Source organism: Actinopolyspora alba (assembly GCF_900112765.1).
Taxonomy (GTDB): domain Bacteria; phylum Actinomycetota; class Actinomycetes; order Mycobacteriales; family Pseudonocardiaceae; genus Actinopolyspora; species Actinopolyspora alba.
Window position 1 is genome coordinate 227841 of record NZ_FOMZ01000003.1, and the last position, 12883, is coordinate 240723.

A 12883-nucleotide genomic window follows, 5' to 3' on the forward strand; every position below is an offset into this window, starting at 1 on the left:
CCGCGGCAGTTAGCCTTTCACATCGAACACGATAGTGTGGGGAGGGCTTGAGTCGCGCACAGCGTGTTCGATGAATTACATTCTGTGGATACCCACAAGGTACGGGTGTCGCGGAACGGACCCTGATAGGTGGCAGCCACGGTGCCGTTACACACGGGCACCGATGGATGCCGACATTTTGTAGAGGAGAAGAAGGCGTGCGAATCCTCGTCCTCGGTGGGGACGGCTATCTTGGTTGGCCGACCGCTCTGCATCTGTCCGACTGCGGTCACGACGTGGCCGTGGCAGACAACTTCGCCCGTAGGGCCTACGACCACGAAATGGGCGTACGCAGTCTGGTTCCGGCGGAGCCGCTGCAGGTGCGTGTCGATGCCTGGCGGGAGGTTTCCGGGCAGGACATCAAGATGTACTACGGTGATCTCGTCGACGCCGACTTCACCGTCGAGATGATCCGGGACTTCCGTCCTGACACCATCGTGCACTTCGCCGAACAGCGAGCCGCCCCCTACTCGATGATCGACCGCAAGCACGCGGTCTACACACAGCAGAACAACGTTGTCGGCAACCTCAACGTGCTGTTCGCGATCCAGGAAGTCGATCCGGACATTCACCTGGTCAAGCTCGGCACCATGGGTGAGTACGGCACGCCCAACATCGATATCGAAGAGGGCTGGCTGGAAGTCACCCACAAGGGTCGCACCGACCGCATGCTGTACCCGAAGAAGCCCGGCTCCTTCTACCACCTCAGCAAGGTGCACGACAGTCACAACATCGAGTTCGCCTGCCGTATCTGGGGGCTGCGCGCCACCGACCTCAACCAGGGCGTCGTATACGGGCAGGAAACGCCGCAGACCGTGCGTGACCCGCGGTTGGCGACTCGGTTCGACTACGATGCCATCTTCGGTACGGTGCTCAACCGCTTCGTGATCCAGGCAGTGCTCGGGCACCCGCTCACTGTTTACGGAACCGGCAGCCAGACACGCGGTGTCATCGACATCAGGGACACCGTGGAGTGCATCCGCCTCGCTGCCGAGAGCCCTGCCGACAAGGGCGAGTTCCGGGTCTTCAACCAGATGACCGAGAGCTTCTCGGTCGAGGAGATCGCCAAGACGGTCGCCAACAACTACCACGGCACCGTTGAGGTGGAGTACCTCGACAACCCCCGTGTGGAGCAGGACCAGCACTACTACAACGTGGTGCACACGGGCCTGGTCGAGCTCGGGCTGGACCCGCACCTGCTGTCCAACACCCTGATCAACTCGCTGTTCGGCGTCGCCGAGCAGTTCAAGGACCGGGTGGACCTGGCCGCGATGCGTCCCACCGTCGAGTGGCGCACGGCCTCCAGCCCGATGCGCTCCGAAGGCTGATTCACCGCGGTGGACGGCTCGACAGCGGTCGTGGCCGTCCCTGCCGCCGGTTGCGCTCTCCGTTCGAACGAGCGGGTTCGTATCCGGTGATTGGCTTCGGCGGCTGAACCGGATCCCCTGCGGGGGTGGGTGAACCGGGCGGTTTCGACGCGAATCGTCCGGGGACGCCTTCGTACTCCGGTTCAGCCGTCGGTTGCCCGAGCCGCCCCGACCCGCGCCTTGCCGAGCATTGATTCGCGGCAGAACCCGGTTACGCGCGTTCCGCGCTGTGCGGCGTGCCACTCGCGGTCGGGTGCGGGGGAGCTGTTGCCGGTGGTCGCTCAACCCCGGGGCCTGCTGGCCCCGGAGGCCACCCCTGTCACAAGTGTTCCGATCGCCAGACCGATCACCACGTTCAGGGCGCAGCTGGCCACCTGTGTCTGCAGTGCGGCGTCCGTGGTGAACGGGCGTACGGCCACGGCCACGGTGATCAGCGCGACTATCCAGCCGAAGAAGAGGTTCGGACGCGGTGTGGTCACCAGCAACAGGTGTATCAGGGCCGTCGCCAACAGCGCCGCGAGTGCGGCGAACAGGCACAGCCGGGCCGTGCTGACGTCGCCCAGCGTTCCGTAGCGCGAAGGGCCGAGTACGGGGATTCCCAGTACACCCCGCAGAACCACCACCGCCACGAGCCCTATGAGCGCGGCTACCAGCGCGGTGGCGGCTCCGCCGGTCCACAGTTGCCTGGCGTTGACCGAAGTACGGCCGTTGTCACCTCGACCGCCGGATGGGCGGGTGTACTCGTCGGACACGGCAGCCTCCCGCCGAAACGGTTACCACCCGACCAGGCTTGAGCACAGTCCTCCGGAGCGCAACGCAGGAGTCTTTACCTCACTCAGAAGAGTGGTTCACGGTTTCGCCGGGTACGCGACCGCGCGGAGGGGATTACCTCGCAGCGTGTTCGGGTTGGTGTGTTCCGTCGTCACGGGTAGCTATTCGCGAATGAGAGTCGTATCGGCGTGTCGGACGTCACCGTGGGCACGCGAATTCGTGAAGATGATATTCTTCCGAGGAATTCGATCATTCTTCGGGCGGGCTACGTTTCGGGGTTTCACGATCTTTTTCAGATCGTTTTTTCGCCGCTCCGCGATCTCCGTTCGAACTTCTGCCGGATCTTCCTGTCTCCGTTGTTGGTGTTTTCACCAGCGGATTCGACGGAGATGATGTTTCCCCGCATCGTTCCGTCGGCGATAGGAGAGGGTCGATGGTCGTCGGCCTGTGGTGCCAAGTGGTCGTTTGGTTGATCCGTTATTGAAGGGTAATCAAGTGCTGAACACTCAGAGTGTTCAATCGCGTTGATTACGTGCCTTTTCCCTGCAACTAAAGGGTTAATGCTTGATGTCTCGGATACATAAAGCTACGTTGCACCAGGTACGTCACGGTTCGGTCACGACGAACTCGATCCCCCGACGAGCAAGCCCGACCCCCGACGGGCAGTGGCCGGACCTCCCCGAGACGGAAAGGCGAGCATGGCCGACAAGAACGACGAGAGTGGCCGTCACAAGACCTCCACCCTCAAGTCCTATCTGCCTCAATCACTGCGTAATTCCTTTTCCCGCGACTCGCGAACCCCGGTTCGCAACAAGGTGTTGGCGGGTGTGGTCGCCGCCGGTGCGTTCGTCGCTGTGGGATCCCCCTTCGTCGCGGCGACGAACGGAGACGGTTCGGAACCGCAGAATCGTGATGTCGCCCCGGTGGCCGAACAGAGCCCGCTGAGCGCCGCGGTCAACGGCACCCCCGAGTCCCCCGGCTCGGTCCAGCTGCGTAGTGGCGACTCCAAGAACGACGGTTCGGAGCGCCAGAACCTGAACAAGAGCGAGAAGGTTCAGCAGCAGCGCGAGAAGGCCAAGGCAGAACGCGAGGCCGAACAGCGCGAGGCCGCTCAGGAGCAGGCCGAGCGGAAGAAGGAGTTCGAGCGCAAGGCCGCCGAACGGAACAAGGCCGACAACAACGACCAGCAGTCGAAGGGCAAGGCAGCGGCCCCCAAGAAGTCCGCGAAGTCCGCCGCCACCCCCGAGAAGCTGGTGCAGAGCGGCTTTCTGACCTCCGGCTATCACAGCCGCGGCGGTACCCACGCCGGTATCGACATCGGTGCTGACACCGGTACGCCCATCTACGCACCGCAGGCGGGCACCGTCATCAGCTCCGGCCCCGCCAGCGGCTTCGGACTGTGGGTCCGGGTCCAGCACGATGACGGCAAGGTCACCGTTTACGGGCACATCCACAGCTCACAGGTCAGCGTCGGCGAGCGCGTGGAGGCCGGTCAGCAGATCGCGACAGTGGGCAGCCGTGGGCAGTCCACCGGCCCGCACCTGCACTTCGAGGTTCGCACCGGCCCCGGCGCGGGGGAGATCAACCCGATTCCGTGGTTGAAGCAGCTGGGCTACGCCCTCGGCTGACCCCGGGACGCTGATCGCAGGCCGCTACCCCCAGGTCGTTGCCGGGGATCCGAGTTACCCCCGACACCGGATCCCCGGCAACTCTCCAACAGCGGTTTTCACGCCCCCGGAGGCGTCTCCATCCGGTGAACCCCACCGGTGCGGACGTCCCGGGGGTTTTCGCGTGTGACGGGAGCCGGCTCTCCGGTCCCGGAACGCCTCTTCGTGCTGCCGGGTGATTCCGAACACCGGGGACTCCGGCTCGTTGCACGGCGGTACCGCTGCTCAGGTATCGGTCACCGGTTCGGGGGGAACCTCGACCTCGAGCCGTTCCCGCAGCCAGCTCAGCGTACGGGCCAGCAGTCGGGAGACGTGCATCTGCGAGATGCCGATCTGTTCGGCGATCTGGGTCTGCGTCATGGACTTGAAGAAGCGCAGTACCACGATGCGCCGTTCTCGTTCACCCAGTTCGCGCAGCAACGGACGAATCGCTTCCCTGTTCTCCACCTCGTCGAGCTCGGCGTCCGGGGAGCCGATCGCGTCTCCCAGCGGTATCTCGTCGGTGTCGCTGAGCAGTTCATCCAGCGAACTGCTTCGATAGGCGTTTCCCGCTTCCAGCCCCTGGTGCACCTCGTCCCGGCTGATGCCGAGATGTTCCGCGATCTCACTGGGAACGGGGGCCCTGCCCAACTCCTGGGACAGTGTCGATATGGCCGATGAGATGGACAGGTGGCGTTCCTGCAGTCGTCGGGGTACCCGTACCGTCCAGCCGGTGTCGCGGAAGTGTCGCCGCACTTCGCCCATGATGGTCGGTACCGCGTAGGAGAGGAAATCGACACCCCGCTGTGGGTCGAACCTGTCCACCGCGTTGATCAGACCGAGCGTGGCGACTTGGATGAGGTCCTCCTGGGACTCACCCCGGTTGCTGAACCTCCGCGCGATGTGCTGCGCGATGGGCAGATGCGCCGTGACCAGCTTGTCCCGCAGTTCCGCACGGCGCCGGTCGTCGTTGTTCAGGTCCGCGAACTCGACGAACAGCGGGGCCAGCTCCTCGTAGTCCTGGCCTCGATAGACGTGTTCGGAGTCCGCCTGCGTCACTCGTGGACCATCCGTCCCTTACTCAGCTCGATCCGCACGACGTGTCCGTCGTCGCGGCTGTCGGATTCCTGAACCGAGGATGCCACGGTGTCGGTGAGCGCGCCGAGTACGCGCCAACTGAAGGTGTTCTTACGAGGCCCGGATGGATCGGTGCTGGTCACCTCCGCGGTGAACTCCAGCCTGTCGTCCTCGGTTCGGAACCTGCCCAACAGCTGACTCCGCTCGGCGGCGATGCGAACCAGCGAGGAGCAGGCCTCGTCCACGGCCAGCCGCAGATCCGCGATGGTGTCGACGTCGAAATCGGCACGCATGGCGAGATCACCCGCCACGGCGCGCATGACGGGCAACTGCGCAGCGGTGGCGGCTATCCGGACTTCGACCACGCGGGAGTCGTCACCCGCCTCAGCGGTTTCGACGTGCTGTGCGGCTTCTTCCGGTGATGCCCGATTCCGGTCCGGATGGGATGCTGACACGCGGACTCCTCGTTCCAACCTCATGCGAGACCACCGCACATCGAATCAAAGGGGCGGAACCGTCCGTCGCTTCGGGGGGTGGCTCGCCCCGGCGGGACAGCCGGTTGTCGCGCACTCCCGGTGCGCGATGATGTCGAACGGCCCTGAACACTCATAGCCGCCTCATACCCGGTAACGGAACGGGACAAACGGATGTCCCACTTGTCGGGGACGAGTGCGTTCGGCCGTGGCGTGTGTGACTGCCATGGATCGGCGGGAGGGCCACGGGGCGAGGACTGGATGGCCACGGGTCAGGGGGCGGGCGAGGTCCGTTCCGAGAACGGACGAGGGAACCCTCGGCGGGGCGATCGGGCGATCACCCACGTGACGGTTCCCTCGTCCTCCGAGTCCTCGGGCGATCCGGGGACATGTCTTCGGAGCGGTTGTGCTCCGGCTACACCAGCGTGCTCCAGTAGCTCCAGAAAGCTTGCATGATCATTCCGACGATCACCAGGTACCACAGCACCAGTACTGCGCTGTGCACCTTGCTCACCGCTGTGACCACTGGTTTCACCGGTCCCGCGGGGATGTGGCCGCTTCCCAGGTTGTGCAGCGTGGTGTACCAGAAGACGGCTATGGTCACCACCCAGACGACCATGCAGTACGGGCACAACGCCTGGATCTCGTACAGGCTCTGCCAGATCAGCCAGTGCACGAAGACCACGCCGAAGATCGTGCCGAGCTGCATTCCGATCCGGTACCAACGCGGTGGGCGGAAGCCGGACAGCATGGCGACACCGGTCGTGGTCACGATCGCGAACGCGGCCACCCCGATCAGTGGATTGGGGAAGCCGAACGCCTTGGCCTGATCGCTTTCCATGACCGAGCCACAGGAAACAACCGGATTGATACTGCAGCTGGTCACGTAGTTCGGATTGATCAGGCTGAGATACTCCTCGACGCTGAGCGCGAAGGCGGCGAGGAACCCGATGCCGCCTGCGATCAGGTAGAGCCAGCCCAGACCGCTGCCGAACGGCGCCCGGTCGGAGTGGGGAGGGGCGGGGGAGTCGCCACGTGTGTTCGATTCGGCGGTCGCGGTCACTTGGCCAGCGCTCCGTCGATCTTGTCACGCAGCTGCTGCAGCGGTGCGCCTCCCTGGGAGAACTGGACCTTCTCGCCGTCGAGGAAGAACGTCGGAGTGCTGGTCACCCCTGCCTTCTGGCCGTCGGAGAGGCCCTGGTCGACACGCTGCTGGACCTTGTCGGAGTTCATGTCCTCGCGGAACTGCTCGGTGTCCAGACCGATCTGCTCGGCGAACTTCGTGAACTGCCGCTGTGCGCGCTGCTCGTCGCTGCTGACACCGCTGCTGCCGTCCGTGGGAGTGGCCCAGGAGGAGTAGTTGTCGAACAACTTGTGATACATCGGCTGGAACTCGTCCTGCATGGCGGCCGCTTCAGCCGCCTTCGCGGCCGGCACCGCCAGCGGGTGCATGTCCAGCGGGTTGTTCCGAACCACGAAATTGATCTTGCCTTCGTACTCCTTCTCCAGCTCACTGGTGACGTTCTGGTAGAAGTTGTGGCAGGCGGGGCACTGGTAGTCCACGAACTCGACCAGCGTGGGAGCGCCCTGTCCCGCTTCGACGACTTGGTGGCTGCCCTGGGGGTGCAGCACGGAGGCGGCGACCTTGTTCGAGGATGCCTCGTCGGTCTGATTGCCTCCTCCGAAGATCATCACTCCACCGATGACTGCCACCGCGACGACCAGCACGATCGCGGTCAGGATGATATTGGTCGAAGCCCCGCTGCGCTTCGCCATCGGATTGGTTGTCTTGGGCATCGGCCTGCTACACCTTCGACGGTCGGTTTCCGCGCGAGCGGACTCGCGCACGGACGTTTGTTAAGTTTCCCCTACTCACACGATCGTGGAATTCACCGGGGTGCGTGATATCACCCCTGTGTTCGTGGAAACCGTGCACTGGCGGGTATTCGCCACCATCATGCCTGCATTGTCACTCTGACGGTGGTGAAGTATGGGTGAATTGGCCTACGCTCCGTGGTTTATTCCCCTTGCTCCCCGCTGTGACGACAACGAGTCGGTGCGCGGTGCCACTCCGGCGTGATCGTGATCCCGCGCGGGGCGCACATCCCGTCACCCGTGAAACTCCGGGCTCGACGGACGCGATCAGTCGCCGGTTCGGTCACGAACGCTCAGTCGTCCCGCCGTTCCGGCCAGGCGTCCCGGGCGTCGAGGTGCTCTATCAGCAGGTGTCCGAGCGTGCGCAGGTGCTCCCGCATCGTTTCCTCGGCGACGGTCGGATCCCCGTCCTCCAGCGCCCGCAACACCGCACCGTGGTCCCTGACGCACGCCTCTGGCCATCCGGCGGCCGCCAGGGACTGTTCCCGCGGAGCGTAGCGACTCGCCAGTTCGAAGAACCACGCGAGCTTGCGCGCCCCGGAAGCCTCGCCGAGCTCGCGGTGGAACCGGTTGAGCAACTCGGTGGCCGTGGTGCCGTCGCCGAGCTCGTGGACTCGGGACAGCTCGTGCTGCAGAGCTCGCAGCTCCCGCACTCGTTCACCGGTGATCCGACCGGCACAGCGTCCGGCGAGTCCTCCCGCGAGCAGAGCGCGCAACTCGAAGATGTCGTCGAGGTCCTGCCTGCTCGGCGGTGCCACCGCGAACCCCTGGCGCGGTTCCAGTTCCACGAACCCTTCCGCGGAGAGGGCTATCAACGCCTCCCGGACCGGGGTCACGCTTATCCCCAGGTCCTCGGCGAGCTGGTCCAGTCGCAGGTATTCCCCCTCCTGCACCTGACCGGTGATGATCTGCTCACGGATGTGTACCGCGACCTCCTCAGGCAGTTGGGGTCTGCGTCCGCGGGATGGTGATCCGGATGCGGCCATCGAACTCCCGATCGTCGCGCGGGTGTGGCATCGAGTGCGGTCGCCCGTGCCACCGGGACTCGGCCCGAACAGGGGGCGGACCGAATTGTCGACGAATGTGGCGTTGCGCGCATCGTGTGACGGTCGTGGACCGCACCGTGTCGTCGGTGCTCGGGCGGCCAGCTGCCGCTCCAGCGGGCGAAAAAACTGTGCGCTGCCGATTTCCGGCCGAAATCCTTTCCCATCCGTCGTGGGGCCAGCTCGTGGCCGCCACCACGGCGTATCGTCTGTAAGCGTGGTGGCTGATCCCTTCACAGGTGGCGTCCACGGGGAACTGACCCACAACCTCCCCGAAGGGCGCGCCGAGCAGATTACGCGTTCGCTGGCCGAGAAACGCCTCGACGACGTGCCCGGGCTCGCGCAACGGCTCATGGACGCGATATTCACGGACAATCCGGAATGGACCGATTACCGTCCGGTTCCCCGCGAGGACCTGTGGGAGGGGTGCGCCAACTACCTGGCCCGAGCGCTGCACGTGCTGAGCGGGCGTGTGCCCCGCAGCGAGGACGACTCGGTGGCCTCGGCCATCGGCAGGCGACGCGCCGAACAGGGGGTCCCGCTCGAGGTGATGCTGCGGACCTTCCGGATCGGCGGTCGGATCCTATGGGAAGCACTGGTCGAACAGGCCCACACCGACAAGGTCGATCCGGACGCCGTTCTCGGCGCGGCAACCACGATGTGGACCGTGATCGACGCGCTGTCGTCGGCGCTGTCCACCTCCTATCGCAACACCGAACTGGAGCAGCTGCGCAACGACGATCAGCGAAGACACGCCCTGGTGGAGGACCTGCTCAGCGGGCGGGCACGCGACACCGCGTTCGCACAGCGAACCGCCAAGGAACTCGACCTGCCGACCTCCGGGCCCTACGTGGTGGTGGTGGCCGAGATGATCTCCGACGGAAGTTTCGCGCTCCGTGGTCAGCAGGCCGCGCTCGCCGCGTTGCACATCCGTTCCGTCTGGCAGGTCCGGGCTGACACTCTGGTGGGGCTGATCGCGCTGGAGCAGCACGACGAGTCGAGTGCGCTGGCGGCACTGCGACAACTCGTCAGGGGGCGGGCCGCGGCTTCTCCGCTGGTCAGTGGTCTCGCGGAAACGGGCATGGCGCACGAACTCGCCCTCACGGCGCTGGGAACCTCACAGCGCGGGGCCGTCGAACTCGTCTCGCTGCAGCAACGCTATCCGGAAGCCCTGCTCGTCCAGTCGCCCGATCTCGCACGGCGACTGCTCGACGACCAGTTCGGGGAGATTCTCGCGTTGCAGCCCAAGGAGCGGGACATGCTGCTGGAGACCCTGGCCGCCTGGCTGGAGGAGAACTGCTCCACGGCCAATGCCGCCGTTCGGCTGCACTGTCACCGCAACACGGTGTTGAACCGGTTGCACCGAATCACGACGCTCATCGGCAGACCGCTGCACGGTCGCGACTCGTATGTGGCCCTCTCGCTGGCGCTGTCCGCGCTGCGGATGCGTGGCAACGACCGCTGACGGAACAGCCGCGCCGGTTGTCGTCAACCGATGTCGCGAACAAATCGCCGCGTTTTTTACATCTCGTTCGGCATCGTTCGTTTTCTGTTCGTGACCTGGCTCGCACAACGGCCGGATTTTCACTCTGCGTGTTCAATTGTGTGCCAAATGTCACTGAATAGTGGGGCTGATGTGCGGGTTGCACAGTGACTGAGGGTCAACTCTGGGCGTGGCGGTATGGCGCCGTCGTGGTCCCGGTCACGACACTCGAAATGCGACAGTTCGAGGCTTCTCGGTGGGTGCACGAGCAAAGGAGCACAGCGAAGTGCAGGAATTCGACCTCCTGGTGGTGGGCGGCGGCCCCGGTGGCTACGTCGCGGCGATCCGTGCGGCGCAGCGCGGTCTGTCGGTCGGCCTCGTGGAGAAGGAGAAAGCGGGCGGTGTGTGCCTGAACTGGGGCTGCATCCCGACGAAGGCGATGCTGCGCTCCGCCGAGGTCTACGAGACGGTGCTGCATTCCGCCGATTTCGGAGTGCACGCCGAGAACGTGGCGCTGGACTTCTCGGCGGTGGCACGTCGTAAGGACGGTGTCGTCAAGAACCTCACCGACGGGGTGGCCGGGCTGCTCAAGGCCAACGGCGTGACCGTCATCGACGGCCACGCGCGCTTCACCGGCTCCAACACCGTGGATGTTCATCCCAACGGGGAGTCCCCGCTCGGCGAAGGCGGCCCGCGTTACGCGGCCGAACCCGCGGGTGGTCAGGCCGTGGAACGCGTAACCGGTCGCGACGTACTCATCGCGACCGGCTCGGTGCCCGCGCGGTTGCCCGTTCCGGGAGCCGACCTTCCAGGGGTGATCACCTCCGACGGGGCCTTCGGGCTCCAGGAGGTCCCCAAGCGCATCGCCGTGGTCGGTGGCAGTGCCGTGGGCGCCGAGTGGGCGAGCATGTTCGCCACCTTCGGCAGTGAGGTCACCGTGGTGGAGATGGCCTCCAGCCTGGTTCCGATCGAGGACGCCGAGATCGGTAAGGCGCTCGGCCGTTCCATGAAGAAGAGCGGTGTACGAGTTCTCACCGAGTCCACGGTCTCTTCCATCGAACAGGCCGACGGGCAGCTGCGGGTACACGTGGACGGTTCCGACGCGCAACAGCTCGACGTCGACGTGGTCCTCATGGGAGTGGGGCGCAAGCCCAACACCGCCGCGCTGGGCCTCGACGCCACCGGAGTCGCCACCGACGAACGCGGATTCGTGGCGGTCGACGACAAACTGCGCACCAACGTCGAGCACGTCTACGCGATCGGGGACGTCACCGGCAAGGCACTGCTGGCGCACGTCGCCTCCCACCAGGGCGTGGTCGCCGTCGACACCATCGCGGGGCACGAGGCCCACATCGATTACGGCGTCGTTCCGGCCGCCACTTTCACCCATCCGGAGATCGCCAGCGTCGGTCTCACCGAAGCCGGCGCCAAGGAGCGCGGCCACGACGTGGTCACGAGCCGTTTCCCGTTCGCGGCCCTGGGCAGGTCCAAGACAACCGGGGACGAGGAAGGGTTCATGAAGATCGTGGCGGGCAGCAAGCACGGCGAGATCCTCGGTGTGCACGTCATAGGTCCGTCCGCGAGTGATCTGATCACCGAGGGAACGCTGGCCATCAGTCTCGAAGCCACCCTCGACGAGCTCGCCGACACGATCCACGCCCACCCGACGCTGGGTGAGATCGGAATGGAATCCGCCATGTCGGCACTGGGGTTGCCGCTGCACACCGCGCCGCCGCGGCGGCGCTGAACCGCGGCGTTCTCGAAAACGGTCCCGTCCCGGACGGCTGGGACGAGGCCTTCGATCAGGACATCGGCGTCCGACCGTCATCGCCACGAACCGCGTTGTCCGGGCCGAAGCGACGCCGCAACCACCCACTCGAAAAAGGGGATCTCTCATGGCGGAGACCGCTACCCGCAGCAAGCCGGCAGGCTCCGGATCGAAGGGCCGCCGCGGCGGCACCCGCTCGGGCGGCAGCCGGGGCCAGCAGAGCCAGGGGAAGACCGCGCCGCGGGCCGAGTCCCCCGAAACCCTGCGCGACTACTTCCGGCAGATGAGCCTCATCCGGCGCTTCGAGGAACGCGCGGCGCAGGGCTACACCCAGGCCAAGGTCGGTGGCTACTGCCATCTCAACCTGGGGGAGGAGGCCACGGTGGTCGGGCTCATGAGCGCGTTGCGCCGCTCCGACTACCTGTTCACCAACTACCGGGAGCACGGCTACGCCATCGCCAAGGGGATCGAGCCCGGCAAGGTGATGGCAGAGCTCTACGGGCGCACCACCGGAACCTCCAAGGGACTGGGTGGTTCCATGCACATGTTCGACACCGAGGTCGGGCTGCTCGGCGGTTACGGCATCGTCGGCGGCCAGATTCCGCTGGCCACCGGTGCCGCGCTCGCCATCGACTACCGGGGCGGCGACGAGGTCGTGATGTGCCAGATGGGTGATGGCACGACCAACATCGGCGCTTTCCACGAATCGATGAACATCGCGGCGCTGTGGAACCTGCCCGTGGTGTTCGTGGTGATCAACAACTATCTCGGCATGGGTACCACGGTGGAGATGTCCTCCGCGGAGTCCGAGTTGTACAAGCGGGCGGTGGCCTACCGGATGCACGGTGAGCGGGTCGACGGCAACGACGTGGTGGCCGTGCAGGAAGCCGCGGGGCGACTGGTCGAGCACGCCAGGAAGACCGGGGAGCCCGCGATGCTGGAGGCGGTCAGCCACCGGATGAAGGGCCACTCGGTGGTCGACCCCGCGAAGTACCGCAACTCCGAGGACGCCGAGGCGGCGCGCGAGGCCGATCCGGTCGCCGCGTTCCGCGAGCAGCTCATCTCGGCGGATGTGCTCGACGAGGACGGTGCCGCCGAGATCGAGCGTGCGGTGCAGGCCGATGTCGACGCGGCCGTCGCCTTCGCCGACGACAGCCCGCACCCGGACCCGGCAACGCTGTTCGACTACACCTACGCCACCCCGGTCGCCAACGACTCCCGCAGGTTGCCGGCCGATCCCGTCTTCTGACGGGAACCGTTCCCGCTCCCCGCGACCGACCTCGACTCTGACGAGCCTCGCGGGAGCGATCCGTCGAATCACACCCCGCCACGAGGCGCCGG

Annotated in this window: 12 protein-coding genes; 6 read left to right on the top strand and 6 right to left on the bottom strand. The window is 65.6% G+C overall.

Annotated elements, in window-relative coordinates; translation table 11 throughout:
- Positions 1–197 precede the first annotated feature (197 nt).
- A complete protein-coding gene (locus BM150_RS05615; RefSeq protein WP_092924722.1) occupies positions 198–1367 on the top strand; it encodes an NAD-dependent epimerase/dehydratase family protein in 1170 nt (389 codons plus the stop codon).
- Between the two features lie 320 nt (positions 1368–1687).
- Here the strand turns inward: BM150_RS05615 and BM150_RS05620 are convergent, their stop codons facing one another.
- Positions 1688–2158: a DUF6069 family protein gene (locus BM150_RS05620; RefSeq protein ID WP_092924724.1), complete on the bottom strand. Its 471-nt coding sequence runs from the start codon at positions 2156–2158 to the stop codon at positions 1688–1690.
- A 207-nt stretch (positions 2159–2365) separates the two neighbouring features.
- Between BM150_RS05620 and BM150_RS23625 the strand changes: the two genes are divergently transcribed.
- Together BM150_RS23625 and BM150_RS05625 are read left to right on the top strand one after the other, a co-directional pair.
- Positions 2366–2650: a hypothetical protein gene (locus BM150_RS23625; RefSeq protein ID WP_139219454.1), complete on the top strand. Its 285-nt coding sequence runs from the start codon at positions 2366–2368 to the stop codon at positions 2648–2650.
- Positions 2651–2875: 225 nt separating this feature from the next.
- Entirely contained in the window at positions 2876–3805 is a 930-nt protein-coding gene (locus BM150_RS05625) for a M23 family metallopeptidase (RefSeq protein ID WP_092924726.1), read from the top strand.
- Between the two features lie 264 nt (positions 3806–4069).
- Here the strand turns inward: BM150_RS05625 and BM150_RS05630 are convergent, their stop codons facing one another.
- The 5 genes from BM150_RS05630 to BM150_RS05650 all read right to left on the bottom strand — a co-directional run bounded on the left by BM150_RS05630 (position 4070) and on the right by BM150_RS05650 (position 8234).
- Positions 4070–4882 carry an RNA polymerase sigma factor SigF gene (locus BM150_RS05630; protein ID WP_092924728.1) on the bottom strand — a complete coding sequence of 271 codons (813 nt, stop codon included), beginning with the start codon at positions 4880–4882 and terminating at the stop codon, positions 4070–4072.
- A complete protein-coding gene (locus tag BM150_RS05635) occupies positions 4879–5355 on the bottom strand; it encodes an ATP-binding protein (RefSeq protein ID WP_245755283.1) in 477 nt (158 codons plus the stop codon). Before BM150_RS05635 ends, BM150_RS05630 begins: the two co-directional genes overlap by 4 nt.
- 433 nt (positions 5356–5788) lie before the next feature.
- Complete coding sequence (locus tag BM150_RS05640) at positions 5789–6436, bottom strand: vitamin K epoxide reductase family protein (RefSeq protein ID WP_092924732.1); 648 nt, start codon at positions 6434–6436, stop codon at positions 5789–5791.
- A complete protein-coding gene (locus BM150_RS05645) occupies positions 6433–7170 on the bottom strand; it encodes a DsbA family protein (RefSeq protein WP_092924734.1) in 738 nt (245 codons plus the stop codon). Before BM150_RS05645 ends, BM150_RS05640 begins: the two co-directional genes overlap by 4 nt.
- Before the next feature lie 371 nt (positions 7171–7541).
- Positions 7542–8234, bottom strand: a complete 693-nt coding sequence (locus BM150_RS05650; protein ID WP_092924736.1) for a GntR family transcriptional regulator — start codon at positions 8232–8234, stop codon at positions 7542–7544.
- Between the two features lie 274 nt (positions 8235–8508).
- Between BM150_RS05650 and BM150_RS05655 the strand changes: the two genes are divergently transcribed.
- From BM150_RS05655 to pdhA, 3 genes are all read left to right on the top strand, one after another.
- Positions 8509–9756, top strand: a complete 1248-nt coding sequence (locus tag BM150_RS05655; RefSeq protein WP_245755284.1) for a PucR family transcriptional regulator — start codon at positions 8509–8511, stop codon at positions 9754–9756.
- A gap of 304 nt (positions 9757–10060) precedes the next feature.
- Positions 10061–11521 carry a dihydrolipoyl dehydrogenase gene (gene lpdA, locus BM150_RS05660; RefSeq protein WP_092924738.1) on the top strand — a complete coding sequence of 487 codons (1461 nt, stop codon included), beginning with the start codon at positions 10061–10063 and terminating at the stop codon, positions 11519–11521.
- A gap of 148 nt (positions 11522–11669) precedes the next feature.
- Entirely contained in the window at positions 11670–12791 is a 1122-nt protein-coding gene (pdhA, locus tag BM150_RS05665) for a pyruvate dehydrogenase (acetyl-transferring) E1 component subunit alpha (protein ID WP_092924740.1), read from the top strand.
- The last annotated feature ends 92 nt before the right edge of the window (positions 12792–12883 follow it).